The following is a 25,532-nucleotide window of genomic DNA, read 5'->3' as shown; positions in this document are numbered from 1 at the left end:
AGGCCAGGAGGGAGGGCTCCAGTGGATTTCCGCGCGCGACGAGACGGCTCCACTTTGCTCAGTACGTGAATTAAGGGCTGTCGAATGTCGCGTGGGGACCCATGGCGAGGGTATGTTGCAGGTCGGGCAGGGGGCGGAAGGAGCCACATGGCGGGGCGCAACGGGCGTACGGTACGGGATCTGCGGCGGGCCAACCGTGCCGCTGTGCTGCAACGGCTCTACTTCGACGGGCCGCTCAGCCGGTTCGAACTCGGGCCGGCCACCGGGCTGAGCTCCGGCTCGGTGAGCAACGTCGTCGCGGACCTGCTGGCCGACGGGCTCGTCGAGGAAGCCGGCAGCGTCGACTCCGACGGCGGCCGCCCGCGCACCCTGCTGCGGGTGGCGCCGGGCAGCGGTCACATGATCGGGGTCGACGTCGGCGAGACCCGGGTACGGGTGGAGCTGTTCGACCTCACCCTCACCGAACTCGCCCGCACCCAGCGCCCCCTGGCCCCCCAGCACTACGACGCCGACGTGGTCGCGGGCCATATCCGCGACGGCATCGACGAGGTCCTGGCCGAGGCGGGCATCGCCCCCGACCGGCTCCTCGGCGTCGGTATCGGCGTCCCCGGCATCGTCGAGCGCACCCCCTCCCAGGGGGCCGTCGTGTATGGCCAGACCATCGGCTGGGACGCCGTACCGCTCGAGGCGCTGCTGCGCGAGGGCTCCCGGCTGCCGGAGACCGTCTCCTTCTTCATCGACAACGGCGCCCGCACCCTCGGCCAGGCCGAGATGTGGTTCGGCGGCGGCCGTGGCGCCCGCAACGCCGTCGTGGTCCTCTTCGGCTCCGGCGTCGGCGCCTGCCTGGTCACCCCGGAGGTCGAGCACGGCCGGGCCGTCGAGTGGGGCCATCTGACCGTACGGGTCCGGGGCCGGCGCTGCCGCTGCGGTGCGCTCGGCTGTCTGGAGGCCTACGCCGGTGCCGAGTCGCTCCTGGAGCGCTGGCGCGAGGCGGGCGGGCGTCCGCCCGAGGGCGCCGACGAGGAGACCGCGCTCACCGCCATGCTCGCCGCCGCCTACCCGCCCGAGGGCGCCGAGCCCGACCCGGTCGCGGTGGGCGTGCTGGAGGAGACCGCCGAGTACCTGGGCGCGGGCCTGTCCGACCTGATCAACCTCTTCCAGCCCGAGCGCATCCTCATCGGCGGCTGGGCCGGACTCCAGCTCGGCCCGCACTTCCTGCCCGCCGTACGCCGCCACGCCGTGTCCTACGCGCTGCGCCACCCCGCCGAGAAGGTCACCGTCGATCTCGGCCGGCTCGGCCCCGACGCGGTCACCGTCGGCGCCGCGATCCTCCCGCTCGCCGACTTCTTCGCCCGAGGCGGCCGCCGCCGCGAGCCCACCCCCGAGGAACCCGCCCCCGCGTGGCGCGCGGCCCTGGAGGAGCGGGCCCTGCACTGAGCGGCGTTTCGCCCGGTGCGCCCCGCGGTACCCGCGTGGGGCTCGTAAGGCATCGGGCGGAGGGAGCACGCCATGGACGACCACCGGCAGGACACCCCGGGCGGGAACGGCACGCCCGTGCCCCACGACATGCAGGACCAGGAAGCCGGCACCGACGACCGCTGGGACGCCCGCCCCGAGCCCGAACCGGCCGGCACCCCCGACGAGGACGTGCCCGACACCGACGAGGCCGGCACCGGCCGCCGAGGCGCCCCCCACGCGGCCGGTACCCGTGCGGACCAGCCCGTCCCGGACGAGCCGTCGGCGTAGAAGGACCGCCCCTGGGGCGAGGCTTCGTCAGGAGAGCCTCGCCCCAGGCGTTCGTCCCGGCGCGTTCTCCTCAGCCCACCTTCCGGCCCCGCAGCGGCACCGTGTCCGCGCCCGCTCCCTGCCGGAAGCCCTGGAGGAACTCCTCGACCGTCTCGGTGGCGGAGCGCTCCGGCTCCCAGCCCAGTTCGGTACGGGCACGGGTGCAGTCCATCAGCGGCAGCCGCAGCACCGCGTCGAAGAGGTGAGGGGAGGCCGGCAGCAGCCGGACGCCCCACGCGGCGGCGATGGCCGAGCGGGCGGCCGTACGCGGGAGCCGCACCGGACGGGCGCCGAACATCTCGCCGAGCAGCTCAGCGTCCACCGGCGGGTCCGCCGCCAGGTTGAACGCCCCGCGGACGTCGGTGTGCACCGCGAGCCGGTACGCCTCGGCCGCGTCGTCTGTGTGCAGCGCCTGCACCCGCAGCCCGGGGATGTCCGGCAGGAAGGGCAGCAGTTCGGGACGCGCCAGCGGACCCGGCAGGAAACGCCCGCCGAAGATGCGCCGCTGCTCGCTCGCCGCCTCCCGCTTGAACAGGAACGCCGGCCGCATCCGCACCACCCGCACCTCGGGGTGCTCCCGCTCGAACGCGTCCAGCGTCCGCTCCAGATACGCCTTCTCCCGGCAGTACGCGGCGTCCGGCCAGCCGTGCGTCGGCCATGACTCGTCGACCGCGCGGTCCTTGGGCCCTGGCGAGTACGCCCCGACCGACGAGGCGTGCACCAGCACCGGCACCCCGGCGGCCGCCGCGGCCTCGAACACCCGGAGGGAGCCCAGCACGTTCGTCTGCCAGGTCCGCACCGGGTCGTGCGTCGGCTGGAACGCCCAGGCCAGATGGACCACCGCTGAGGCGCCCTCGAACTCCCTCGCGAGATCCGCCCCCTCGTCGGCCAGGTCGACCGACGACCACTCCGTCTTCGGGGGCGACCAGTCGGGGAGCCGGCGCGCGAGGCCGCGCACCGACTCCACCTGGGGGTCCTCCGAGAGCAGGCGCACCACGCTCGTGCCCACGTTCCCGGTGGCCCCGGTGACGACGATCCTGCTGCCCGCTGTGCTGCTCACTGTCGGCTCCTCTCGGCCGTCGGCTCGGCGGGAACACCGAGTACCCGGCGCGAGCGGGCCGAACGCGGGCGGCGGCACGACGGCGTGACAGGGCGACGGCGTGGCCGCGTGGGCAGAGACAGGTCCGTCAGGCCAAGGAGCTCAGGCCCATCGCGAGATGCAGCTCAGCCCCGTCACGCGAAGGCGTTCACGCCCGTCAGCTCGGCCGACACGGTCCACAGCCGGGCCGCCTGCTCCGGGTCGATCGCCCAGTCCTTGACGCCGACCAGCTCGGAGCCGTCCGCGGGGGCCAGCCCGGCGATGTCGCAGTCCTCCAGGTAGACGCCGCCCATGCCGTCGAGCTGCGGCGAGGTCGCGGCCCACACCTGGGTCGCGGCACCCTGCTGCGGGGTCTTGAAGGCGTCGGGGTCGAGCACGTTGCCGTCGGCGTCGATCCAGCCGCGGTCGATCATCTCCTGCTGCGGCAGATAGCGCTGGAGCGGCGTGAGGATGCCGCCGGGGTGGAGGGAGAAGGCCCGGACACCGCGGTCCCGGGCGAGCCGGTCCAGCTGCACGGCGAACAGCACGTTCGCGGTCTTGGCCTGGCCGTAGGCGCCCCACTTGTCGTAGCCCTCGCGCCAGTCGAGGTCGTCGAAGCGGATCGCGGAGAAGTGGTGGGCGAGGGAGGACACGGACACCATCCGCGCACCGCCCGGTTCGATCGCGGGCCACAGCCGGTTGACGAGCGCGAAGTGCCCGAGGTGGTTGGTGGCGAACTGCAGCTCCCAGCCGGGGCCGACCCGCGTCTCCGGGCAGGCCATGATCCCGGCGCTGTTGATCAGCAGGTCGAGGCCGCGCCCGGAGGCCAGGAACCGCTCGGCGAAGGCACGCACGCTCTCGAGGTCCGCCAGGTCCAGCGCCTCGACCTCGACCCCGTCGACCCCGGCCAGGTTCTCCCGGGCCAGCTCCGGGCGACGGGCCGGGACGACGACCCGGGCCCCGGCCCGCACCAGGGCACGGGTGGTCTCCAGGCCGATGCCCGAGTAGCCGCCGGTCACCAGCGCGAGGCGGCCGGTGAGGTCGATGCCCTTCAGGACGTCGTCGGCGGTGCTGCGGGCGCCGAATCCGGAGTCGATGCTGTGCTGCGGTGTGATCGCTGAGGTCATGCCGGAACGCTACGAATTGGAGCGCGCTCGAAGTCAAGGAAACAGGGCCTGCTCCGGCCACTGTGTCACCACATTCCGGCCACTACGTCACCACGCGCAAGGGAAAGCCCCGGCCGCGACGGGGGAATCGCGGCCGGGGCGGCTCTGTGGTGGGTGCGGACGGCGGTCGCCTCTCGGCGAAAGGCTCCACAGGGCTTCAGCCGAACGATCGTCCCTGTGGGCAAAAGGTGAGGCCCGGGGACACTGTCCCGCCCGCACCCACGGACTGTTCAACGGACAACCACCCCTCGGTGTTCCGGAGAAGGCCGACATCCAGGGTGATCCCGGTCACCCCGGCCGCGACGCCCCCGACCGCGTCCACTCCAGCAGCCTCTCCACCGGCCACGTGGTCACCACCCGGTCGGCGGGCACCCCGCACTCCTCCGCCCGGGCGCACCCGAGGATCTGCCAGTCCAGCTGACCGGGGGCGTGCGCGTCGGTGTCGACCGAGAACAGCACGCCCGCGTCCACGGCCTGCCGCAGCAGCCGCCGCGGCGGGTCGAGCCGCTCCGGCCTGCTGTTGATCTCCACGGCCGTACTGGCCCGCGCGCACGCGGCGAACACCTCCTCCGCGTCGAACTCCGACTCCGGCCGCCCCCGCCCGGACACCAGCCGCCCGGTGCAGTGCCCGAGGATGTCGGCGTGCGGATCGGTGACGGCCCGCACCATCCGCCGGGTCATCGAGCGGGCGTCCATCCGCAGCTTGGAGTGCACGGAGACGACGACCACGTCGAGCCGGTCCAGCAGCTCCGGCTCCTGGTCCAGCGACCCGTCCTCGAGGATGTCGCACTCGATCCCGGTCAGCAGCCGGAACGGCGCCCAGGTGCGGTTCAGTTCGGCCACCACCTCCAGCTGTTCGCGCAGCCGCTCGGGGGACAGCCCGCGCGCCACGGTGAGGCGGGGCGAGTGGTCGGTGAGGACGGCCCACTCATGGCCGAGCGCGGCCGCGGCCCGGCCCATCTCCTCGATCGGGCTGCCGCCGTCCGACCAGTCGGAGTGCAGATGGCAGTCGCCGCGCAGCAGCGCCCGCAGCTGCGCGCCCACCCGGTCGGGCGCCACCGCGGCCTCCACGGCCTCCTCCTCCAGCTTCACCAGATACCCGGGCACCTGCCCGGCCAGCGCCTCCCGCGCCACCTGGGCCGTCTTCGGGCCGACACCCTTGAGCGACTCCAGCGTCCCGGCCTCCGCCCGCTGCCGCACCTCCTCGGGCCCCAGCGCGTCCAGCGTCCGGGCCGCCGTACGGAAGGCACGTACGCGGTACGAGGGCGCGAGGGACCGCTCCAGCAGGAACGCGATCCGCTCCAGTGCCTGTACGGGGTCCATGGCCACCTCCTCCTCCAGGGTTGCCCGGCCACCGGCGCGCCGCACCCGTTTGCGGGCCGGGCGCGCGGGTACTTCCCGGAGCCATGAGACTGCGCACCGTGTCCTGTGACCGCCCGGGGTTCACCCGGGTGCGCTGCGGGCGCGGCTTCCGCTACCGGGACAGCGCCGGTGAGCCGCTCACCGACGCCGAGCAGCTCGCCCGCATCCGCGCCCTGGTCATCCCGCCCGCCTGGCGGGACGTCTGGATCTGCCCCTGGCCGAACGGCCACCTCCAGGCCGTCGGCACCGACGACGCCGGCCGCCGGCAGTACCTGTACCACGAGGAGTTCCGCGCCCGGCAGGACAAGGCCAAGCACGAGCACGTCCGCGAGGTCGCCCGCGCCCTGCCCGGGCTGCGCGCCGAGGTCGCCGCCGGTCTCGCCGGGCGCGGCCTGAGCCGCACCCGGGTCACCGCCTGCGCCGTACGCCTGCTCGACCTGGGCTTCTTCCGGATCGGCAGCGACCGGCACACCCGCGCCAACGACACCTACGGCCTGACCACGATGCTGCGCGAGCACGTCACCTGCGGCCGCGAGGAGATCGCGTTCAGCTACCCGGCCAAGGGCGGCACCGAGATGGTCCGCGCCCTGGTGGACGAGCAGGTCCACAGCGTCGTACGGGCGCTGCTGCGCCGCCCGCGCGGCGGGGAGCGGCTGCTGGCCTACTGGGAGCGGCGCCGCTGGCACGAGCTGCACGGGGACGACCTCAACGAGGCGCTGCGGCGGCTGGCCGGCACCGAGATCAGCGCCAAGGACTTCCGCACCTGGCACGCCACCGTCCTCGCCGCCGTCGCCCTCGCCGTGACCACCGACGACGCCCGTGCCACGCCCGCCGCGCGCCGCCGCCAGATCGCCCGGGCCGTGCGGGAGGTCAGCCACTACCTGGGCAACACCCCGGCCGTGTGCCGCTCCTCCTACATCGACCCGCAGATCTTCGAACGGTTCGAGGAGGGGCACACCATCGCCCCCGCGCTCTCCCGGCTCGGCGAGCACGGCCGCTTCGGCCGTCCGGCCACCCAGGGCGCCGTGGAGGCGGCGGTCCTGGAGCTGCTCGGCGGATGACGCCGTCCGGCCGAAGGGGCGGACCGGCCCCACCCGTCTGAACCGGTCATGGTGGCCGGATCCGCTCTACGCTCTATGACATGACCGAAATCTCGAGCCCCCACATCTCCCATCCGCGGATCATGGTGCTCGGTGTCCAGCCGGGCACACCGCCGTTCCGGATCATGGAGATCGACGGAGAGGTGGTCGGTGAGGCCCGGGCCGTCACCGACGTGCTGGAGACGGCCGCCGCCTTCGGCATCACGGTTCACGACCTGGACGACCCCGACGTGGTCCGCTGGGTCGGCGGCGACAAGTTCACCTGGACGCGTCACTAGCCCGGTGCCGCCGCGCGTGCACGGCCCGGCCCAGCCGGCGCCCGAGCAGCAGGTGGCCGAGCAGCGCGCCCGTGGTGTTCAGCAGGACGTCGTCGATGTCGAAGGCGCGCCCGGTGACCATCGCGCCCTGCGCCAGCTCCACCATCAGCATCACCGTCGCGGTGAGCAGCAGCACGCGCAGCATCCCGCGCGCGCCCGGCGCGAGCACCGGCACCAGCACACCGAACGGCACCCCCAGCAGCACGTTCCCGCCGATCTGCCGTACGGCGTCCACCGGTTCGGCATGCTCGACGTAGGCGCGCAGCGAGCGGCCCAGGTGCAGATTGCTGTGCGTCAGCGCCTCCGAGGCGGGGGACGGCTCCAGGGTGATCCGTGCCAGGACCACCGCGAAGGCCACCATGCACACGAAGGCGAGCAGCATGGCCGGCAGCCGCACGGGAAGGGGGAGGGGCCGCACCTCGACCGGTGGGGGCTTGGAACGTGCGCGTAACGACGGCACGACACGGGCCATGGAGTCCTCCCACCTTCAACTTCCCTGTGTGGGAAGCCGGTTACCCCGGACCGGCGGCCGCATGCCGCGGCCCGGGCGCACGCCGTTTCCTTTCCCGCCGTCGGGGCACTCCGGGCGGTGACCCGCGCGCGCCGCCGCCTGCGCCGTTCGCGGCGGTGCTTGGATGACGCGCAGTGACGAACCGTGCACGCGGAGGGGTGACGTCCATGACCCGGCGTACGAGCCTGCTCGCCGTGGCCGAGTTCCTGGTCTGGTGGACGGTGCTCGCGGCGCTGTGGCTGGTCCTGATCGGCGCGGTGGACCCGCTCGAACTGGCCGTGGGCGCCGGTGCCTCGGCCGTCGGCGCGCTCGCGGCCGGGGCGGCGCGCCGGGCGGTGACCCGCCCGTGAACGGCTGGACCTGGGCCGCGGCCGTCGTCCTCGGCGGCGGCCTCGCCGGAGCCCTGTGGGGCGTGACGACCGGGCCGCTGCCGCGCCGGGTCGTCGCCCAGAACCTCGCCACCGCCGCCCTCTGCCCCGGCCTGCTGCTCCTCGCCCAGGGCTACGACCGCCCCTCCTACGTCGATGTCGCGCTGGTCCTCGCCGTCCTCGGCCCGGTCGGCACGCTCGTCTTCGCCCGCCTCCTCGCCGACGACCTCGCCGCCGCCCCACCCCGCGCCTGGCGGGCCACCTGGGCCCTCGCCGCCCTCGGCGCGGGGGTCGTGCTGGCCCTCTGCCTTGCCCGGAGCCCCGGCCGCCAGACGGTCAAACTCCTGGTCACCGGCGCCCTGCTGATCGGCGGCAACCTGATCGCGTCCCGGGCCCTGGCGGGCGGCTTCCGGGGGGTGCGCCGTGGCTGACGTCGTCGTCGCCGTCACCCTGCTGGGCGTCGCCGCCGCCGCGACCGCCGCCGTGGCCGTGCGCGACCCCGTACGGCAGGCGCTGGTGCTGTCCGTGCTCGGGCTGGCGCTGGCCGTGCTGTTCACCGTGCTCCAGGCACCCGACGTGGGCCTCTCCCAGCTCGCCGTCGGAACCGCCGTCACGCCGCTGCTGCTTCTGCTGACGGTGCGCAAGGTACGGCGGCGCGCCCGGAACAGGGAGGAGCCGCGGTGAGCCGGCGCCTGCGGCTGTGGCTCGTCCTCGCGGGCGGCGCGGGGCTCGCCGTGCTGCTGGTCGCCGCCTGCCTCGAACTGCCCCGCTTCGGCGGCGACCACCACCCTTACGGCGACCGGGCGGTAGGCGCCTCCCTGGCCCGGCACACCGCCAACACCGTCGCCTCCGTCAACTTCGACCAGCGCGCCTTCGACACCCTCGGCGAACTGTCCATCCTGTTCGCCGCCGTCGTCGGCTGCGTCGTCCTGCTGCGCCAGACCCGCGACGAGCACCGCGCCCGCCCCGAACCCGCCGACGTCTGCGCGCCCGTACGCCGCTACGCCCTCACCGTCCTGCCCGTCGCCCTGCTCATCGGCCTCTACGTGATCGCCCACGGCCAGCTCAGCCCCGGCGGCGGCTTCCAGGGCGGCGTGGTGGCCGCCACCTCCCTGCACCTGCTCTACCTCGGCGCCGACTACCGCGCCCTGGAACGCGTCCGCCCCCTCGGCCTGTACGAGGTCGGCGACGCGCTGGCCGCCTCCGCCTACACGGTTCTCGGACTGGCCGGGCTCCTCGGCGGCACCGCGTTCCTCGCCAACACCCTGCTGCCGTACGGCACGTTCAACACGCTCTCCTCCGGCGGCACGGTCCCGCTGCTGAACGCGGCCGTCGGCATGGAGGTCGCCTGCGCGGTCGTCGTGCTGATCGCCCACTTCCTGGACCAGGCCGTCGAGATCGAGGAGGGGAAGGAGAAGTGAGCCCGCCGTGATGGACGTAACTCCCTACCTGGTGTCCGTCTGGGTGTTCCTGGCCGGCTGCTACGGCCTGGCCACCAGCCGCAACCTCATCCACGCCGTCGGCTGTCTGTCCGTGTGCCAGGCCGCCACCTACGTCCTGCTGCTGGCCGTCGGCTACCGCGACGGGGCCACGGCGCCGGTCCACTCCGATGTGAAGCCGGGCTCGCGGCCGGTCGTCGACCCGGTCGTGCAGGCGCTGGCGCTGACCGACGTCGTCGTCGGGGCCACCGTCACCGCCCTGCTGCTCGCGCTGGTCGTGCAGGTCGCCAAGCGGCACGGCACCCTCGACCCGGACGAGCTGTCGGAGCTGCGCGGCTGATGCACCGACTCCTGCCGCTGCTCGTGGCCGTCCCGCTCCTCGGCGCCGCCCTGCTGGTCGCCGGGGGCCGGCGGCTGCCGCGGTTCGCCGCCGAGGCCGCCGGCTGCGTGGTCTCCGCCGCCACCGCCGCCCTCGCGCTGGTGCTGCTGCTCAACTCCTCGCCGCCGATGACCGAATGGGCCGGCGGCTGGACCCCGAAGGACGGCACGACCGTCGGCATCGTCCTGGTCGGCGACGGCCCCGGGCTCGGCCTCGCCGCCCTCGCCTCGCTGCTGACCCTGGCCGCACTGGCGTACTCCTGGCACTACTTCGACGAACCGCCCCGCCGGCACGCCGGTTCCTTCCCCGCCCTGCTGCTGGTCTTCCAGGCCGGCATGTGCGGCTTCGCCGTCGCCGGCGACCTGTTCAACGCGTTCGTGTTCTTCGAGCTGATGAGCGTCGTGGCGTACGCGCTGACCGGCTACCGGGTCGAGGAGGCGCGGGCCGTGCAGGGCGCGCTGACCTTCGCCGTCGTCACCTCCCTCGGCGCGTACGCGATGCTGATGGGGATCGGCCTGCTGTACGGCCGTACCGGCGAGCTGGCGATGGAGCGGATCGGGCGTGAGCTGGACGCGCGCGGTGAGCCGGACGCGCTGGTCCTCGCGGGCTTCGTCCTCGTCCTGACCGGTCTGCTGGTCAAGGCGGCCGCCGTGCCCTTCCACTTCTGGCTGCCCGACGCCCACGCGGTCGCCCCGACCCCGGTGTGCATGCTGCTGTCCGGCTCCATGGTGGAGCTCGGCGTGTACGGCGTGTGGCGGGTCTACGGCAGCGTGTTCGCGGGCCCCGGCGGCGTACCGGCGGCCGAACTCACGCGTGTCCTGGTCGTGCTGGGCGTGCTGACAGCGGCGACCGGCGCCGTGATGTGCTGGTACCAGCGGCACATCAAACGGCTGCTGGCCTACTCCACCGTCGCCCACACCGGACTCTTCTTGGTCGGCATCGGCGTGCTGAAACCCGGCGCTGCCGAGGGCGTCGCGCTGTACGTCCTCGGGCACGCCGGGGTGAAGGCGGCCCTGTTCGCCTGCACCGGCATTCTCCTCGACCGCTACGGCAGCGTCGACGAGCACGCGCTGCACGGACGGGGCCGCCAACTGCCCGGCGTGGCCGTGATGTTCGCGGCCGGGCGCTGGCCCTCGCGGGCCTGCCGCCGTTCGGCACCGCACTCGGCAAGGCCGTCACGGAGGAGGCGGTCGGCGGACCGCTCACCGCCCTGTACGTCCTGGCCTCCGCGGTCACGGCAGGGGCGGTGCTGCGGGTCGCCGCCCGGGTGTTCCTGGGGCTCGGCCCCGCGCCCGAGGAGGACGACGCCTACGAGACGACCGGCGCGGGGGAGCGGCCCGAGACCGAGCGACCGCTGCGCCGGGTCCCCGACACCATGACGGCCGTACCGGCGGTGCTGCTGGCGGCCGCGCTCGCCGTGGGCGTGCCCGGCTTCGGCGAGGTCGTCGCCCGGGCGGTCGCCGCGGCCCGGCCCGGCACGCCGGCCGTGCCGGTGCACTGGAGCGGCGCCGGAATCCTGCTCGGCCTGGTCTCGACGACCCTCGCGGCCGGGCTCGCCGCCGCGGCGGTCCAGCGGCCGCGGGCCCTGTCGGCGCCGGGCTGGGCGCTGCCGCTGCGCAAGCTCCAGTCCGGGCACGTCGGGGACTACGTGGCCTGGCTGGTGGCGGGGGCGGCGCTGCTGGCGGCGCTCACGCTGCCGGGGCTGCTGTCGGGGTGAGGGGACGGGGGAGGGTCAGGGACCGTACGTGACCCGCACCCGGCTGAACCCCAGGGAGTGCAGCAGCCCTTGCAGCATGTCGGTGGTGTTGCGCTCGGCGCGTGCGGTCAGCCCGCTCTCCTTCGCCGCGTCCGCGATGTGCCGCACCGCGAGTTGCTGTACGGCCTGTTCGCCGTTCGGGTTGTCGGAGAACAGGTCGCCGAGCCGGTCCAGCAGGCCGCGCTGTTTGGAGACGGCGTAGGAGCGGTCGGGGTCGAGGGCGGGCCTGCCGAGGGCGGCGTGCGGCAGGTGCAGCGTGGCCGAGGTGCGGTCCTCGTCGACCTGCACGTCGTCCGCGCCGACCTTGCCGAGATCGACGTACGCGTCGACCGACCCCGCGCCGACGTACAGCGTGCGGGTGCCGCGGACCGCGTCCGGCAGGAACCGGGCGTCCTTCTCCAGGTCCACCACCACCTGGAAGGCGCCCGAGGCGGCCTCGTAGCGGCTGAGGTCCTGGATCGACTCCAGCAGGGCGGGTCCCGACCGGTCCCGGGTCTCGGTGCCGAAGACGTCCCTCAGCCCCGGCAGCGCGCTGAGGCCGAGCCCGGCGGCCAGCAGGGCGAGCACCAGCACCACGGCGCCGGCCGCCCAGGCCCAGCCCCGCGGGCGGCGGGAGGCGTGTGCACGGGTCGTCGTCACGGGGTACCCCCTTCCTTCCCTCCTTTCCGAATGCCCGTCATCAGCCCTTCCAGACCGGTGAGTTGGCGCAGTTGAGGGGGCGGGGGAGGGGCTCATAAGCTGCCGGACGTCGTCTCGGGCTGCTCCAGGGCCGCGTCCAGCGTCGGCCGCGGGGGCAGCAGCCGGGCCATGCCGGTGACCCGCAGGACGCGCAGGGTCAGCGGGTCCGTGCACACCAGGTGCAGCCTCCCGTCCCCGTCGAGCACCCGGGTCCTGGCCCGGGCGAGCAGACGCAGCCCGGAGCAGTCGAAGAACTCGGTGGGGCGCAGGTCGAGCACGACCCGGGCGCCGGGGGCCCCGGTGGCGGCGTCCAGATGCGGCAGGATCTCCGCCGCGGCGGCGATGTCGATCTCACCGCGGAACTCCAGAACGGTGTAGCCCCGCTCGCCCCGGACACGGAGATGCCGGGTGAGCGGCGCGGGTTCCTGCTGCACGACGACTTCGCCTCCTGCCCGGGCGGTCCCAAGTCCTGTTCCTGCCCCGCAAGTTACCCTCGAACGCATGTATTGCAGCATGTTCGGTTGACATATGTCGCCGAATTGCGGCGGAGATCGTCCTCGGCGTTCACCCGCGGTTCGGAGAGCCCGCCCGGAGGGCCCCGACGGGGTCGAACGCTTCCGGCCACCGCGGCGTCGTAGGAGGGACACAGCGGCGAGGGACAGGGGCGGGACATGCGCGGAGCGTTTCGGGCGGCGAGGACGGGGCTGGTCCTGACCGCGGCCGTGACGGGCCTGGTCACCGGGTGCGGGGCGGACGGCGAGGACGTCGTCGTCACAGGGACCCCGCCCGTCACGCCGTACCGCGGGCCGCTGCACGTTCCGGCCAGGAACCTCGACGAGGACAGTCAGCGGGCCGTGCGGATCGAGTCCGGCGCGGCGGGGCGGGCGCTGGAGTGCGAGGGGGAGATCTTCTCCGGCGGGCCGGGCGAGCGGTGGAGCGAGGGCGACGGCGGGGACACGCCCGAGGAGGGCCTGGAGGCCTACTTCGACATCGAGCAGCCGGACGTGCCGCGTCACGGCTACCGGGTCGAGCGCGAGGAGGGCGACCGGGTGCTGTTCTCCCTCGACGTCGACGGCCGCACCAAGGTCGCCGTCGTCGTCGCCAAGGACCGCCCGAACGCCCCCGGTTGGGGCCCCGAGACCAGCGCCGCCTGCGACCCCTCCGAACTCCCGGACAGCTACCTGGCGAGCCGCCCCTACACCCTGTGGACCGACTCCACCGGCCACCGCCTCCCCTACACCGAGATCCACAGCTACTCGGGCCCGTCCCACTGCGACTGGCAGTCCGCCGACTTCATCGCCCTGGCCGACGCCACCTACGCCCGCGACCCCGACAAGGTCCTCCCGGAAGGCACCCTCACCGCCCCCTACGCCCGCCACACCACCCTCCCCACCGACGCCCGCCCCCTCGGCTACCACCAGACCGACCACACCCTCTGGCACACCACCGACCCGACGTACCTCTACGTCCGCAGCCCCGACGGGGTGGAGGCGTGGCCTCGGGTGAGCGAGGACTTCGGGTGCCGGTGAGGGCTGCCGGTGAGGGGCCGCCGGTCCCTGTGAATGACCGAGAAGTGATCACCCGCCAGGGTGAAAAGACGGCCGCGGGCATCGACACCGTACGCCCACCTTGCGTGATGCCGGGGTGGGCCAGGGCGCGGGGGCAGACTGGGGACGAGGGGGTGTCGGTGCAGCTGGAGGTGGTCCCATGAGTGGTGCGGAGCCGGTGCGGCCGGGTGAGCCGCGGTTGCGGGAGGCGTTGGGGCGGTTGGAGGAGGGCGGGGACGCGTGGGTCGCCACGGCGGGGGAGGAGCCGGGCGCGCCCTATCTCGTGCCGCTGTCGTTCATCTGGGACGGGACGACCGTGCTGATCGCCACGCCGGAAGGTTCCCGCACCGGGCGCAACCTGGCCGCGAACGGCAGCGTGCGGCTCGGAGTGGGGGAGACGCGGGACGTCGTGCTGGTGGAGGGCACCGCCGACACGGTCGCCCCGCCCGACCTGTCCGAGGAGGAGGCCGACCTGTTCGCCACGAGGACCGGCTTCGACCCGCGGCAACTGTCCACGCCCTACCTGTACTTCCGCATCCGGCCGGCCCGCATCCAGAGCTGGCGCGGCGGCACCGAACTCGACGGCCGGGAGCTGATGAGCAACGGAACCTGGCTGATGACCGACTGAAACCCCGCTGCGCGCTCCCCGGGTCCCTCCAGGGCACGCCCCCAAGGGGCGCGGGGAACGGCGCGAGCAACCACCACGGCCCGCGGCCGCGCACACGTCCAAGCCCGTACGGCGGGCGGCGGTGCCGAACGGCCGGAGGCCTACGCGCGGCCCTGCTTCGGATCGCCCGGCCAGACGCCCGTGGAGCGTTCGATGGCCTTCGCACCGCCACGGTCCACCGCGCTGCGGACGGCGGCGAAGATGGCCCCCTGGATGGCCGCGGCGAGCAGGATCTCGCCCCAGCCGCGGTCGCGGTCGAGCGGGTCGGGGGCGTCGTCCTCGTGCCGGAGAGCCCGCCAGGTGCGGCGGAAGGCGAGACCGGAGAGGGTACCGCCGGCATAGCCGAGGACGAAGCCGAGCGGCTTGTACGCCAGCGGCAGCTTCTGCTTCTTCTGCTTCTTGGCCACGGAAGCTCCTTTCAGGGTTCAGGGCCGGCCCACCGAGGGGACCACCTCGGCGGCCGGTACCGGGCCGGGCGGCGTACCGTCGCCGAAGGGGCGTCCGCCCAGCTCCTCCCGGCGGTGCGGGGTCGCCCAGCCGGACAGATCGGGCCCGAGCGGCACGATGCGGCTCGGGTTGATGCCGGTGTGGACCCGGTAGTAGTGCCGTTTGATGTGGTCGAAGTCGACGGTGTCCCCGAAGCCGGGCGTCTGGAACAGGTCACGCGCGTACGCCCACAGCACCGGGTCCTCCGCCAGCTTCCAGCGGTTGCACTTGAAGTGGCCGTGGTAGACGGCGTCGAACCGCACCAGCGTGGTGAACAGCCGGACGTCCGCCTCGGTGATCGTGTCGCCGACGAGGTACCGCTGCCGCTCCAGCCGCGCGGAGAGCAGCTCCAGCCGCCGGAACACCGCCGCGCAGGCGGACTCGTACTCCTCCTGCCCGGTGGCGAAACCGGCCCGGTACACACCGTTGTTGACGTCCTCGTAGACGTCCGCCATCACACTGTCGATCTCGTCCCGCAGCCGCTCGGGGTACAGCTGCGGCGCCCCCTCCCGGTGCAGGGCCGTCCACTCGGTCGCGAGGTCCAGGGTGAGCTGCTGGTAGTCGTTGGTGACCAGCTTCCCGCTGGGCACGTCCACGACCGCGGGCACGCTCACCCCGCCCGGGTAGTCCGTCTCCCGGCGGTCGTAGGCCTCGCTGAGGAAACGGATGCCGAGCACCGGATCGCGTCCGTCCGGGTCCAGCGTGAAGCGCCAGCTGCGGTCGTCCTGGATCGGATCGGCGATCGCCATCGACAGGGCGTCCTCGAGGCCCAGCAGCCGACGGGCGATCACCGCCCGGCTCGCCCACGGACAGGCGCGGCTCACCACCAGGCGGTAACGGCCCGGCTCCACCGGCCAGCCGTCCCGGCCGTCGGCGGTGATCCGGTCGGTGAAGTGGCTCTTGGACCGCTTGAAGTCCCTCCTGCCGTACGCGCTGTTGCCCTCGCCGGTGTCGCTCATCACGGCCTTCCTCCCCACCACACGGCTTCCGTCGGCCCGGGTACCCCGTTTCGCCGACCGGAACGGTGTGATCCGCACCGGCCGGGGCAATCGGCGGGGGTGAGCGATACGTCCAGGACCCCGAACACGCCCACCACCCCGCCCCCGACCCGGAAAGCCGACCGCAGGACCCGTGTCACCGTGCTGGTGGCCCTCGCCGCGAACCTGGTGATCGCGGTCGCCAAAGTGGTCGGCGGCCTCGCCGCCGCCTCACCGGCGCTGCTGTCCGAGGCCGCCCACTCCGTCGCCGACAGCCTGAACGAGGTCTTCCTGCTCACCGCGCTGCGCCGCAGCCGCCGCCCGGCCGACCGCCGCCACCCCTTCGGCTACGGCAAGGAACGCTTCTTCTGGGCCCTGCTCGCGGCCGTCGGGATCTTCGTGACCGGCGGCTGCTTCTCGTTCTTCCAGGGCGTCGAGGCCCTGCGCGGCGGAGCCCACCAGGACTTCACGGGCTACTCCGCCGGTCTGATCGTCCTCGCCGTGGCGTTCGTCGCCGAGGGCGCCTCCCTCGTGCGGGCCTTGTACCAGCTGCGCGTCCACGGCATGGCCGACGGCCTGCGCGACCCCGCCCTGCGCACGGTCGTCGCCGAGGACGGTACGGCGGTGATCGGCGTGGCCCTGGCCTTCGCCGGGATGGCCCTGCACCGCGCCACCGGGCAGGCCGTCTGGGAGGGCGCGGCCTCGCTCGCCATCGGCGCGCTCCTCGTCCTCGTCGCCATCCGGCTCGGCCGCGACGCCCGCGACCGGCTGATCGGACAGGCCGCCGATCCCGAGGCGAGCGCCCGCATCCGTGCCCTGCTGGCGGCACAGCCGGAGATCGACAGCGTGGAGGCCCTGTTCACCATGCAGACCGGCCTCGAATCGACGCTGGTCGCCGCGCGGATCGACCTCATGCCGGGCATCGACAGCGAGCGCGTGGAAGAGGTCGCCGTACGCATCAAGCGCTCGATCGCGCGGGCCGTGCCCGAGGCCGACCAGATCTTCCTCGACGTGACCGACCGGCCCGCCCGGGAGGCACAGGAGAGCCCCGCCGCGACGGGGGAACGCGGCGGGGCCTGACATCCGGATGCCCGGCACGGCGGCGATCATGCGCGCCACGCGCCGAAAATCCCGGATCCGGCGTGATCAGCGCTGTCCGCCGACCGGATCCGATGTGGGAGTCGCGTGATCAGTGGTGTCCGTCGACCGGTTCCAGCACGAAGACGGGAATCGTCCGGTCGGTGTGCTTCTGGTACTCGGCGTACTGGGGGAAGGCCGCGACGGCCCGCTCCCACCACTCGTCCCGCTCCCGGCCGCTGACCTCGCGGGCCTTCATGTCCTGCTTGACCGTGCCGTCCTGCAGCTCCACCCGCGGGTCGGCCTTGAGGTTGGCGTACCAGACCGGGTTCTTCGGCGCGCCGCCCACCGAGCCCACGGCGGCGTAGCTGCCCTCGTACTCGACCCGCATCAGCGGCGTCTTGCGGATCTTGCCGCTCTTCGCACCGATGCTGGTCAGGACGACGACCGGCAGCCCGGTGTCGAACAGGGTCGTTCCCTCGGTGCCGCCGGAGCCCTCGTACAGCTCCACCTGCTCGCGGACCCACTGGGTCGGGCTCGGTTCGTACTCGCCCTCAAGAGGCATGGAAACTCCGTCCGATGGTTTGCGTACACATCACTGGCGCCGTGCGGGAACAACCGCGGGCGCCGGAATCATCCCTACCGCGAACATCTTCGGCCGCGGCCGCTTTCGGCCACCGCCGCAGGCCGGAGCGGGTGCGGGGTGCGGCGTGATTGCCACCGGCGTGATCGCGCCGCGCGTACCGGTCGGGCACAGTCGTGATCCCCGCGTGCGACACCGGCCGAAGGAGAGCGAACCCCCATGACCGCGACCCCTGAACCGACCACCCGCTCCGTCGTCGAGGAACTGCTGCGCCGCATCGGCCAGGGCGACCCCGACCGTATCGCCGAGCTGTACGCCGAGCGCGTGGACTGGCGGCTGGACTGGCCGGAGGCCGAGCACGGGCGGGCGGCCACGCCGTGGATCAGGCACCGCTCCACCCGCGCGGACGCGGCCGCGCACTACCGGGAGCTGGCCGAGCACCATGTCGCCGAGCGGGCCGCGACGCGGGTCGAGCGGATCCTCGTGGACGGGGCCGACGCGGTGGTGCTCGGCGAGATCCGGCAGACCTCCAAGGCGACGGGGCGTGCGTATCGCGCCAGATTCGCACTGCATCTGAGCGTGGAGAATGGCCTGGTCGTGCGGCATCACGTGTACGAGGACTCGCTGGCCGTGGCGCGGGCGTTCGAGTGAGGTGCGCCTAGTCGTCCGCCTGATCGCTCGTGACGCGCGGCTGCGGGTCGGTCGTGGCTGGTCGCGCAGTTCCCCGCGCCCCTAGCAGCGCCCTTGCGGAGTCTCTCGCTTCCGCGGCCGGCTCCTGTGTGCCCTCGATGCCCGCCGTCACCATCGCGCCCTCCGCCAGGAGGTAGAGCCGGCCCGCCAGTTCCTCCGGCCGGCGGGCGTCCTTCACCAGAGCGGTGAGGTAGGCGCGGAACGCCCGCTTGTGGGCGCGCACTTGGTCCGCCACCGCGGAGGAGGTCGCGCCCAGTTCGCCGTACGCGTTGATCCAGGCGCAGCCGCGGAAGCCGGGCTCGGCGAACCACAGCTCGAGCCAGTCGAAGACCGCGAGGAGCCGGCGCTCGGGGTCGGGGTGCCGGGCGACGTGATCGGCGAGGCGGCTGCGCCAGCGGGTGTCGCGGCGCTCCAGATAGGCCACGACCAGCTGTTCCTTGGCCGGGAAGAGCTGGTAGAGGCGCTTCAGCGAGACCCCCGAGGCGGCGCGGACGTCGTCCATGCCGACCGACTGCACGCCGCGCCCGTAGAAGAGGGCCTCCGCGGCGTCCAGGGCCTTCTCCCGCGCGGTCGCGCTGTCCATGGGGCCACTCCTTGACGTGAGAACGAGCGTTCTCCTACGGTAGCAGCCAACGGGAGAACGCTCGTTCTCCCTCGACTCGTACCGGAGGACGCCATGACCGCCGCGCGACCGCCCCTGCCGCCCTTCACCCGGGAGACCGCCGCACAGAAGGTGCAAGCCGCCGAGGACGCCTGGAACACCCGCGACCCGCACAAGGTCGCCCTGGCCTACTCCGAGGACTCCGTGTGGCGCAACCGCGACACCTTCCTCACCGGCCGTGCCGAGATCGCCCGGTTCCTCACCGCCAAGTGGGCGCGCGAGCGGCAGTACGCGCTGCGCAAGGACCTGTGGGCCTTCGACGGCAACCGCATCGCCGTCCGCTTCCAGTACGAGTCCCAGGACGCCGAGGGCCGCTGGTGGCGGTCGTACGGCAATGAGCTGTGGGAGTTCGACGAGCAGGGCCTGATGAGCCGTCGGGAGGCGTCCATCGACGACGTGCCGATCGAGGAGAGCGAGCGCCGCATCCTCGGGCCGCGCCCGGACGCCGAACGCGGGCTGACCTTCCCGCTCCAGTAGGGTCTTCGGGTGATCGAACAGGCCGCGAAACCCTTCCTCTACGTCGTCGTGTGTGCCGCCGGCATCGCCTCGGGCGTCGGTGAACTCATCGGCGCGGCCCGGCGGGAGGGCTGGGAGGTCGGTGTGCTCGCCACCCCCACCGCCATGAACGGCTTCTTCGACACGGCCGCCGTCGAGACGCTCACCGGCCGCCCCATCCGCTCGGCCTGGCGCGCACCCGGCGACCCGCGCCCCTTCCCGCCGCCGGACGCCGTGGTGGTGGCGCCCGCCACCTTCAACACCGTCAACAAGTGGGCGGCAGGCATCGCCGACACCCTCGCCCTGGGCACCCTCAACGAGGCCTGCGGCCTGGGCGTCCCCATCGCGGTCCTGCCCTGCGTGGCCGACGCGCTGGCCGCCCACCCCGCCTACGGGGACAGCCTGATACGCCTGCGCGCCATGGGCGTGCGCTTCGGGGAGCCGTACTCCGGCGAACCCGGACCCGACGGCCGCCGCCCCGAGTTCCCCTGGCTCAGGGCGCTGGACCTGCTCGGGCACTGACGACGTAGGCTCCCCTCGGACCTCCACCGCCGACGACGGGAGCAGCAACGATGCAGTACGTGAAGCTCGGTTCGACCGGTCTGGACGTGTCGCGGATCTGTCTGGGCTGCATGACCTACGGCGCACCCGACCGGGGCGTGCACGAGTGGACGCTCGACGAGGAGGCGTCCCGGCCGCTGATCCGCCAGGCGCTGGACGCCGGCATCACCTTCTTCGACACCGCGAACGTCTACTCCGACGGCTCCAGCGAGGAGATCGTCGGCAAGGCGCTGCGCGACTTCGCCCGCCGCGACGAGATCGTGCTCGCCACCAAGGTGCACGGCCGGATGCGGCCCGGCCCCAACGGCGCCGGGCTGTCCCGCAAGGCGATCCTCACCGAGATCGACCACAGCCTCGCGCGCCTCGGCACCGACTACGTCGACCTGTACCAGATCCACCGCTTCGACCCGCACACCCCGGTCGAGGAGACCATGGAGGCCCTGCACGACCTCGTGAAGGCGGGCAAGGTGCGCTACATCGGGGCGAGTTCGATGTACGCCTGGCAGTTCGCCAAGATGCAGCACACGGCGGAACGGCACGGCTGGACCAAGTTCGTCTCCATGCAGAACCACTACAACCTCCTCTACCGCGAGGAGGAACGCGAGATGCTGCCCCTGTGCGCCGACCAGGGCGTCGGCGTCCTGCCCTGGAGCCCCCTCGCCCGCGGCCGCCTCACCCGCGACTGGGGCACCGTCACCGACCGCAGCAGCACCGACGACTTCGGCAGCACCCTCTACCAGGAGGGCGACCGCGCCATCGTCGAAGCCGTCACCCGCATCGCCGAGTCCCGAGGCGTACCCCGCGCTCAGGTGGCCCTCGCCTGGCTCCTGCACAAGTCCTCGGTGACGTCCCCGATCGTCGGCGCGTCCAAGCCCCACCACATCGAGGACGCCGTCGCGGCGGTCGAACTCCACCTCACCGAAAAGGAGTTGGAGGAGCTGGAGGCCCCGTACACGCCCCACCCGATCGCCGGCCACTAGAGGCGCGGGGAACCGCCGCCAGGCGACCGACGGCCTACGGCGAGCCGCGCAGCACAGTCACCGACACGGTCGACTCGTTCCCGCCCACCGGCACGGCACCCGAAGTCCACCGCACGACAAGCGACTTCCGCTCGTCGGGCGGCGTCACCAGCAGCGAGCGGGGCACAGCGGTCCGCGCCCCGCTGACGGCCGGGTTGGCATACGACAACCCGGCCCGCGCGCTGTCACCCGGCGCCAGAGTCACCCGCACCGGCGCTCCGCCCTCCCGCGAGGGGTCCGGGCCCAGCTGCCTGCCCTCCGCGTCGACGAAAGCCGCGCCCGGATAGCCGTACACCGTGCAGGTACGGCCGGACACATTGGTCAGCACGACAGGGAAGTTCCACTGCCCCGCCCCGGGTTCGTTGCGTCCGACGGACGCGGCCAACTCGGCGGAGTGGCAACGGCCTTCGGTGCCCTGTGCGGTGCTGCCCGGCAGCGCGAGGGCGCACCCGAGGAGCGCCGCGCCGGCGACGAACGGGATCGTCCTGGTCATGAACCTCAACCTCCCGTGAGTTCAGGGACGAGGTACCCCCGCTCGCCCGACTCACCCCCGGCGGACCCGCATTGACACGACGGAGTGAATGATCACCTGAAGTCCTGGCAGATACGGAGGGTCACTGTTTACCTACCAAGGGTAAGAAACCGTCCGGTCTGTTTTCGGGAGAGTGTGTGTTTCACATCGAGATTTCCAGAAATATCCGAAGGGTTGCACTGGGTGTGCTGGCCGCGCTGACACTCGCCGCCACCGCCCAGGCCCCCGCCTCCGCGGCGGCGGAACCCGTCCAGTGGGTGGCCCTCGGCGACTCCTACACCGCGGGCGTCTTCGTCGGCGATCCGAGCCCGCCGCTGGGCAGTGCGGATCGCGACGGGTGTGACCGCACGACCGGGTCGTATCCGAACCTCGTCGCGCAAGGGCTGGCCGCGCAGCCGCCCGCAGGGCAGGAGGTGCGGCTGACCGACGTCAGCTGCGGTGGTGCCGTCATCAACGAGATCGCCGCGACCGGGCAGAAGCCCATCAGCCCCGTGGACCCGCCCGAGGACGGCTGGCCCGCCGTGGCCTCCCAGGCCGAGCGTGCGCAGCTCAGCGAGAGCACCAAGGTGGTCACCATCGGCGTGGGCGGCAACAGCCTGCCCTTCGGCGGCATGCTCACCTCCTGCCTGCTCGCCGACGTCGGCCAGCCCGACGAAGCCACACCCTGTCGGGACGCCTACGAAGCGGGCGGCTCGTTCCTCGACCCCGAGTCCATCTACGACAAGTACGACCGGGTCACCCGCGAGTACGCCGTCATGCTGGACTCCGTGCGTCAGAAGGCCCCCAACGCCGAGATCATCACGGTCGGCTACCCCACGGTCGTCCCCGAGGACCCCACCACCTGCGACCGCCAGGACACCACCGAGCTGGCCGCCGACATCAGTGGCCTCGGACGGATCTCGGCCACCCACGGGGACATCGCCTGGCTGCACGAAGTGCACAGCCACCTCAACGCGATCATCCAGGCCGTGACGGAACTGTCCGGCGGCCAGTACGTCGACACCGCCTCCGCCGGCGTCGGCCATGACGCTTGCCAGGCCCCTGCGCAGAAGTGGGTGGAAGGCGTCTGCGGCCAAGCGGGCTCGTACTGGCCGACCCAACTCGGCCTCGGCCCGGTCACTCTCACGTGCTCCGACGGCAACCGCGCCACCCTCGTGCACCCGAACGCCGCCGGCCACACCAGCATGGCCACTCAGGTCGAGGCCGCCATCCGTACGGCACTGACAACCTGACCCCGCCCAAGTCGGTGGCGCCCGGCCTCACTCCCAGGCGCCACCGCGCTGTCCCGGCTCCTCCAAGAGGCCCAGCTCCGCCCAGATCGTCTTCCCGTCGGCCGTGTGTCGGCTGCCCCACCGCTGTGTCAGCTGGGCCACCAGCAGCAGTCCGCGGCCGCCCTCGTCCCAGGTCTTGGCCCGTCGCAGATGAGGTGCGGTGTGGTTGGTGTCGGACACCTCGCAGATCAGCGTGTCCGTGTCGTGGATGAGGCGCAGCCGGATGGGCCGGGCGCCGTAGCGGATCGCGTTGGTGACGAGCTCGCTCACCACCAGCTCGGCCGTGAAGGACGCCTCGTCGAGGCGCCAGGTGGCCAGTTGCTCGACGACCTGCTTGCGGATCGGCGAGACCAGGGCGGGATCGGCCGGGATGTCCCAGGTGGCCACCCGGTCCGCGGGCAGGCCCCGGGTGGCGGCCAGCAGCAGGGCCACGTCGTCGGCGATGCCGCTGGGCGGCAGCAGCGAGGCCAGGACACGGTCGCAGGTCTCGTCCAGCGACTGCGCGTGCTGGGCCAGCGCCGCCCGCAGAGTCGTACGCGCGGCCTCCTCGTCCCGGTCCTGGGACCAGATCAGCCCGTCGGTGTAGAAGGCGAGCACGGTGCCCTCGGCCAGATACAGCTCGCTGCACTCGAACGGCAGGCCGCCCAGCCCGAGCGGCGGCCCCGCGGGCACCTCCATCTCGCACGGCGGCCCGTCCGGCGGCAGCATCAGCGGTGCCGGATGCCCGGCCCGCGCCACCGTGCAGCGCCGGGACACCGGGTCGTACACCGCGTACACGCACGTCGCGCCCAGCTCGCCGGGCCGGCCGGCCTCGCTGCCGTTCTCCTGCGCGAGCCGTACGACAAGATCGTCGAGGTGGGTGAGCAACTCGTCCGGGGCCAGGTCGATGTCGGCGAGGGTGCGCACCGCCGTGCGCAGCCGGCCCATCGTCGCCGAGGCCTGCACCCCGTGGCCGACGACATCGCCGACCACCATGGCGACCCGCATGCCCGACAGCGGGATCACATCGAACCAGTCGCCGCCCACCCCCGCCCGCGCCGCCGGGAGATACCGGGAGGCCGCCGCCACCGCGGCCGTCCGCGGCAGCCGGCGGGGCAGCAGGCTGCGCTGCAGCGCGAGGGCCGTCTCCCGCTCCCGGGAGAACCGGCGGGCGTTGTCGATGCACACCGCGGCCCGCGCCGTGATCTCCTCGGCCAGCAGGACGTCGTCGTCGGTGAACGGCTCGGGCCGCCGGAAGCGGCTGAACACCACCACGCCGAGCGTGGTGCCACGCGCCCGGATGGGCACCGACATCGTGGAGTGGATGCCGTACTCGCGCACCCGCTCACGGCGCTCCCGGGAGCGGGCCAGCCACTGCTCCAGGTCACCGCCGGACACCGACACGACGGTGGTGCGGCCCGCGACGAGCGAGTCGGCCTGCGGCGAGGTGGCCGGGTAGAAGTCGAACTCGCCCTGCTTGACCACCGCCTCGGGGCTGCCCGGGTTCACCGACTGGTGGGCGATCCTGCGCAGCCCGACCGGTACGGCGATCCGGGCGGGCGGATCGCCGCTCTGCTCGTCGGCGTCCAGCAGGTCGACGCTGACGAAGTCGGCCAGCGCGGGCACGCACACCTCGGCCAGCTCCTGAGCCGTGCGGGTGACGTCGAGGGTGCTGCCGATACGCACGCTCGCCTGGTTGACCAACTGCAGCCGCTCCCGCGCGAGATGGCTGTCGCTGACGTCGTGGGCGGCCATGCACACGCCCCGCACCTGCCCGGCGGAGTCGGTGACCGCGGTCATCCGGGCGAGCCACGCGTGGGCGTGTTCCTCGCCGCCGGCGCGCAGATACGTCTGTACGTCGCGGGGCCGGCCGCTGGTGAGCACCTGGAGGAGGTTCTCCTCCAGTTCCTCGCTCTGCGGCTTCCCGCCGATCTCGGACAGCCGCAGCCCCTGGATGCGCTCCTGCGGCAGCCCGAGCGTACGGGCCATAGCGTCGTTGACGGAGTGCAGCCGCAGCCGCTCGTCGTAGACGGCCACCGCGCACGGGGCCTGCGCCAGCGCGGACTGCTCCAGCGGGTCGCCGGGCGGGCGTCTGCCGGGGGAGTCCAGCGGGGTGACGACGAGCCAGTGCCCGGCGCCGCCCTCGGGCGGCCACTGGTGGTGGGCGAGCAGCCACACCGAGACCGTAGGGCCGTCCCGGTGGCGCAGCGTCAGAGTGCCGTCCCAGCGCGTGCCCCGCAGCTGGGGCGCCGTGCCCTCGACCAGTTCGGCGGCCGGGCGGCCCAGCACGTCGTCCGCGCTCCAGCCCAGCAGCCGGTGGGCGCCCTCGTTCCACGCGGTCAGTGTGCCGTCCTCGGCGATGACAGCCCGGGCCGTCGCGGCCTCGTCGAACGGGTAGCCCAGGCTCATCGTCGCCACTCCATCGCGCACACTCACAGTCAACGGGTGCGTCTGCTGCGTTCCAGCCTAGTGGTTCCGACCGTACCGGCGAACGGGAGGCCGGTCATGTCCGCGCGGCCACCAGGACCCGCCTTCCGGCTCATGCCGGCACCGCGGGGGCCTGCTCGCGCTGGGAAGCGCAGTCCTTTCAGGCCGACCGATCCGGGAGACAGCGCCGACGCCCAGGCCGGGGTGAACCGGAGAGTGCGGGCCGCCCGGCGAAGGGAGGCCCGTCATCTCCGTGTGGCTGCGATGCCCAGGCCGGTGAGCGCGGCCTCGCCCCCGATGAGCAGCAGGGTGCGGGCCGCCTGGCGGGCTTCCGGCGCCCTCGAACGCCGCTGCGGCGGCCGTCGGCCGGGCCGGCAGGGCCCGTCCTCCGGATCATGCCGCGCCGTGGGGCCCGGCGCACGCAGTCCCTTCAGGCCTGGCCGACCCGGAAGCCGTACCCCAGGCCCAGGCCGGTCAGCGCGGCCTCGCCCGTGGCGGTGTGCGGGCCGCCGGCGAGTAGCAAGGCGCGGGCCGCCTGGCAGGGCTTCCGGCGCCGTCGAGCGCCGCTGCGGCGGCCGTCGGCCGGGCCGGCAGGGCCCGTCCTCCGGATCATGCCGCGCC

General features: G+C 73.3%; 29 protein-coding genes and 2 pseudogenes. 18 read left to right on the top strand and 13 right to left on the bottom strand.

The window, feature by feature from the left end; translation table 11 throughout:
• Positions 1 to 147 precede the first annotated feature (147 nt).
• Positions 148 to 1,437 carry an ROK family protein gene (locus tag RKD23_RS04575; RefSeq protein WP_424852434.1) on the top strand — a complete coding sequence of 430 codons (1,290 nt, stop codon included), beginning with the start codon at positions 148 to 150 and terminating at the stop codon, positions 1,435 to 1,437.
• 72 nt (positions 1,438 to 1,509) lie between these two features.
• Positions 1,510 to 1,746 (top strand): hypothetical protein, encoded by a 237-nt coding sequence (locus RKD23_RS04570; protein WP_404031047.1) that lies wholly within the window; start codon positions 1,510 to 1,512, stop codon positions 1,744 to 1,746.
• Positions 1,747 to 1,816: 70 nt separating this feature from the next.
• Here RKD23_RS04570 and RKD23_RS04565 read toward each other — a convergent pair whose 3' ends face one another.
• The 3 genes from RKD23_RS04565 to RKD23_RS04555 form a co-directional block, all read right to left on the bottom strand.
• Positions 1,817 to 2,845, bottom strand: coding sequence for an SDR family oxidoreductase (locus RKD23_RS04565; protein WP_424852433.1), 1,029 nt, complete (start codon positions 2,843 to 2,845; stop codon positions 1,817 to 1,819).
• A gap of 173 nt (positions 2,846 to 3,018) precedes the next feature.
• On the bottom strand, positions 3,019 to 3,990 hold the full coding sequence (locus RKD23_RS04560) for an SDR family NAD(P)-dependent oxidoreductase (protein WP_424852432.1): 972 nt from the start codon (positions 3,988 to 3,990) through the stop codon (positions 3,019 to 3,021).
• Between the two features lie 327 nt (positions 3,991 to 4,317).
• Positions 4,318 to 5,352, bottom strand: coding sequence for a PHP domain-containing protein (locus RKD23_RS04555; protein WP_424852431.1), 1,035 nt, complete (start codon positions 5,350 to 5,352; stop codon positions 4,318 to 4,320).
• Between the two features lie 83 nt (positions 5,353 to 5,435).
• On the opposite strand from RKD23_RS04555, the gene RKD23_RS04550 reads away from it, so the two are divergent.
• Entirely contained in the window at positions 5,436 to 6,452 is a 1,017-nt protein-coding gene (locus tag RKD23_RS04550; RefSeq protein ID WP_424852430.1) for a DNA topoisomerase IB, read from the top strand.
• Positions 6,453 to 6,532: 80 nt separating this feature from the next.
• Positions 6,533 to 6,769 carry a hypothetical protein gene (locus RKD23_RS04545; RefSeq protein ID WP_404031033.1) on the top strand — a complete coding sequence of 79 codons (237 nt, stop codon included), beginning with the start codon at positions 6,533 to 6,535 and terminating at the stop codon, positions 6,767 to 6,769.
• Here RKD23_RS04545 and RKD23_RS04540 read toward each other — a convergent pair.
• Entirely contained in the window at positions 6,750 to 7,280 is a 531-nt protein-coding gene (locus tag RKD23_RS04540; RefSeq protein ID WP_424852429.1) for a VanZ family protein, read from the bottom strand. The genes RKD23_RS04545 and RKD23_RS04540 overlap by 20 nt on opposite strands.
• Before the next feature lie 206 nt (positions 7,281 to 7,486).
• Here RKD23_RS04540 and RKD23_RS04535 point away from each other — a divergent pair, with 206 nt between their 5' ends.
• The 6 genes and pseudogenes from RKD23_RS04535 (at position 7,487) to RKD23_RS04510 (ending at position 11,222) form a co-directional block, all read left to right on the top strand.
• A complete protein-coding gene (locus RKD23_RS04535) occupies positions 7,487 to 7,669 on the top strand; it encodes a hypothetical protein (protein ID WP_424852428.1) in 183 nt (60 codons plus the stop codon).
• Positions 7,666 to 8,118, top strand: coding sequence for an MrpF/PhaF family protein (locus RKD23_RS04530; protein ID WP_424852427.1), 453 nt, complete (start codon positions 7,666 to 7,668; stop codon positions 8,116 to 8,118). The genes RKD23_RS04535 and RKD23_RS04530 overlap by 4 nt, the downstream gene beginning before the upstream one ends.
• Positions 8,111 to 8,371, top strand: coding sequence for a Na(+)/H(+) antiporter subunit B (locus RKD23_RS04525; protein ID WP_424852426.1), 261 nt, complete (start codon positions 8,111 to 8,113; stop codon positions 8,369 to 8,371). Before RKD23_RS04530 ends, RKD23_RS04525 begins: the two co-directional genes overlap by 8 nt.
• Positions 8,368 to 9,108 carry an MnhB domain-containing protein gene (locus RKD23_RS04520; protein WP_424852425.1) on the top strand — a complete coding sequence of 247 codons (741 nt, stop codon included), beginning with the start codon at positions 8,368 to 8,370 and terminating at the stop codon, positions 9,106 to 9,108. The genes RKD23_RS04525 and RKD23_RS04520 overlap by 4 nt, the downstream gene beginning before the upstream one ends.
• A 10-nt stretch (positions 9,109 to 9,118) precedes the next feature.
• The gene (locus RKD23_RS04515; protein ID WP_424852424.1) at positions 9,119 to 9,466 is read left to right on the top strand and encodes a sodium:proton antiporter; all 348 of its coding nucleotides are present in this window, start codon (positions 9,119 to 9,121) and stop codon (positions 9,464 to 9,466) included.
• A pseudogene (locus RKD23_RS04510) lies at positions 9,466 to 11,222 on the top strand (complex I subunit 5 family protein). Before RKD23_RS04515 ends, RKD23_RS04510 begins: the two are co-directional and overlap by 1 nt.
• 15 nt (positions 11,223 to 11,237) lie before the next feature.
• Here the strand turns inward: RKD23_RS04510 and RKD23_RS04505 are convergent.
• Positions 11,238 to 11,996 carry a DUF4230 domain-containing protein gene (locus RKD23_RS04505; protein WP_424852423.1) on the bottom strand — a complete coding sequence of 253 codons (759 nt, stop codon included), beginning with the start codon at positions 11,994 to 11,996 and terminating at the stop codon, positions 11,238 to 11,240.
• The gene (locus tag RKD23_RS04500) at positions 11,993 to 12,373 is read right to left on the bottom strand and encodes an anti-sigma factor antagonist (protein WP_424852422.1); all 381 of its coding nucleotides are present in this window, start codon (positions 12,371 to 12,373) and stop codon (positions 11,993 to 11,995) included. The genes RKD23_RS04505 and RKD23_RS04500 overlap by 4 nt, the downstream gene beginning before the upstream one ends.
• A 237-nt stretch (positions 12,374 to 12,610) precedes the next feature.
• Here RKD23_RS04500 and RKD23_RS04495 point away from each other — a divergent pair, with 237 nt between their 5' ends.
• Entirely contained in the window at positions 12,611 to 13,468 is an 858-nt protein-coding gene (locus RKD23_RS04495; RefSeq protein WP_424852421.1) for a hypothetical protein, read from the top strand.
• A gap of 178 nt (positions 13,469 to 13,646) precedes the next feature.
• The gene (locus RKD23_RS04490; RefSeq protein WP_424852420.1) at positions 13,647 to 14,114 is read left to right on the top strand and encodes a pyridoxamine 5'-phosphate oxidase family protein; all 468 of its coding nucleotides are present in this window, start codon (positions 13,647 to 13,649) and stop codon (positions 14,112 to 14,114) included.
• 140 nt (positions 14,115 to 14,254) lie between these two features.
• Here the strand turns inward: RKD23_RS04490 and RKD23_RS04485 are convergent, their stop codons facing one another.
• Both RKD23_RS04485 and RKD23_RS04480 read right to left on the bottom strand, forming a co-directional pair.
• Positions 14,255 to 14,560, bottom strand: a complete 306-nt coding sequence (locus RKD23_RS04485) for a DUF4235 domain-containing protein (protein WP_424852419.1) — start codon at positions 14,558 to 14,560, stop codon at positions 14,255 to 14,257.
• A gap of 18 nt (positions 14,561 to 14,578) precedes the next feature.
• Complete coding sequence (locus RKD23_RS04480) at positions 14,579 to 15,598, bottom strand: glutathione S-transferase family protein (protein WP_424852418.1); 1,020 nt, start codon at positions 15,596 to 15,598, stop codon at positions 14,579 to 14,581.
• A 99-nt stretch (positions 15,599 to 15,697) separates the two neighbouring features.
• On the opposite strand from RKD23_RS04480, the gene RKD23_RS04475 reads away from it, so the two are divergent.
• A complete protein-coding gene (locus RKD23_RS04475) occupies positions 15,698 to 16,696 on the top strand; it encodes a cation diffusion facilitator family transporter (RefSeq protein ID WP_424852417.1) in 999 nt (332 codons plus the stop codon).
• Positions 16,697 to 16,805: 109 nt separating this feature from the next.
• On the opposite strand, the gene RKD23_RS04470 is transcribed toward RKD23_RS04475, so the two are convergent.
• On the bottom strand, positions 16,806 to 17,258 hold the full coding sequence (locus RKD23_RS04470; RefSeq protein ID WP_424852416.1) for a nitroreductase family deazaflavin-dependent oxidoreductase: 453 nt from the start codon (positions 17,256 to 17,258) through the stop codon (positions 16,806 to 16,808).
• Between the two features lie 237 nt (positions 17,259 to 17,495).
• Here RKD23_RS04470 and RKD23_RS04465 point away from each other — a divergent pair, with 237 nt between their 5' ends.
• On the top strand, positions 17,496 to 17,927 hold the full coding sequence (locus RKD23_RS04465; RefSeq protein ID WP_404030991.1) for a nuclear transport factor 2 family protein: 432 nt from the start codon (positions 17,496 to 17,498) through the stop codon (positions 17,925 to 17,927).
• 7 nt (positions 17,928 to 17,934) lie between these two features.
• Here the strand turns inward: RKD23_RS04465 and RKD23_RS04460 are convergent, their stop codons facing one another.
• A complete protein-coding gene (locus RKD23_RS04460) occupies positions 17,935 to 18,549 on the bottom strand; it encodes a TetR/AcrR family transcriptional regulator (protein ID WP_424852415.1) in 615 nt (204 codons plus the stop codon).
• Positions 18,550 to 18,642: 93 nt separating this feature from the next.
• Between RKD23_RS04460 and RKD23_RS04455 the strand changes: the two genes are divergently transcribed.
• The 3 genes from RKD23_RS04455 to RKD23_RS04445 are packed head-to-tail and all read left to right on the top strand — an operon-like array spanning position 18,643 to position 20,663.
• The gene (locus RKD23_RS04455; RefSeq protein ID WP_424852414.1) at positions 18,643 to 19,104 is read left to right on the top strand and encodes a nuclear transport factor 2 family protein; all 462 of its coding nucleotides are present in this window, start codon (positions 18,643 to 18,645) and stop codon (positions 19,102 to 19,104) included.
• A 9-nt stretch (positions 19,105 to 19,113) separates the two neighbouring features.
• Positions 19,114 to 19,644: a flavoprotein gene (locus RKD23_RS04450; protein WP_424852413.1), complete on the top strand. Its 531-nt coding sequence runs from the start codon at positions 19,114 to 19,116 to the stop codon at positions 19,642 to 19,644.
• A 50-nt stretch (positions 19,645 to 19,694) separates the two neighbouring features.
• Positions 19,695 to 20,663, top strand: coding sequence for an aldo/keto reductase (locus tag RKD23_RS04445; protein ID WP_424852412.1), 969 nt, complete (start codon positions 19,695 to 19,697; stop codon positions 20,661 to 20,663).
• Between the two features lie 34 nt (positions 20,664 to 20,697).
• Here RKD23_RS04445 and RKD23_RS04440 read toward each other — a convergent pair.
• Positions 20,698 to 21,114: pseudogene (locus RKD23_RS04440) on the bottom strand (DUF4232 domain-containing protein); the annotation flags it as partial.
• Between the two features lie 305 nt (positions 21,115 to 21,419).
• Between RKD23_RS04440 and RKD23_RS04435 the strand changes: the two are divergent.
• A complete protein-coding gene (locus RKD23_RS04435; RefSeq protein WP_424852411.1) occupies positions 21,420 to 22,466 on the top strand; it encodes an SGNH/GDSL hydrolase family protein in 1,047 nt (348 codons plus the stop codon).
• Positions 22,467 to 22,493: 27 nt separating this feature from the next.
• On the opposite strand, the gene RKD23_RS04430 is transcribed toward RKD23_RS04435, so the two are convergent.
• Together RKD23_RS04430 and RKD23_RS04425 are read right to left on the bottom strand one after the other, a co-directional pair.
• Positions 22,494 to 24,893 carry a SpoIIE family protein phosphatase gene (locus RKD23_RS04430; protein ID WP_424852410.1) on the bottom strand — a complete coding sequence of 800 codons (2,400 nt, stop codon included), beginning with the start codon at positions 24,891 to 24,893 and terminating at the stop codon, positions 22,494 to 22,496.
• A gap of 448 nt (positions 24,894 to 25,341) precedes the next feature.
• The gene (locus RKD23_RS04425; RefSeq protein ID WP_424852409.1) at positions 25,342 to 25,524 is read right to left on the bottom strand and encodes a hypothetical protein; all 183 of its coding nucleotides are present in this window, start codon (positions 25,522 to 25,524) and stop codon (positions 25,342 to 25,344) included.
• Between the last annotated feature and the right edge of the window lie 8 nt (positions 25,525 to 25,532).

Origin of the sequence: Streptomyces sp. SAI-170, assembly GCF_049739565.1 — a bacterium.
GTDB lineage: Bacteria > Actinomycetota > Actinomycetes > Streptomycetales > Streptomycetaceae > Streptomyces.
This window is presented reverse-complemented; position numbering and strand designations above follow the sequence as displayed.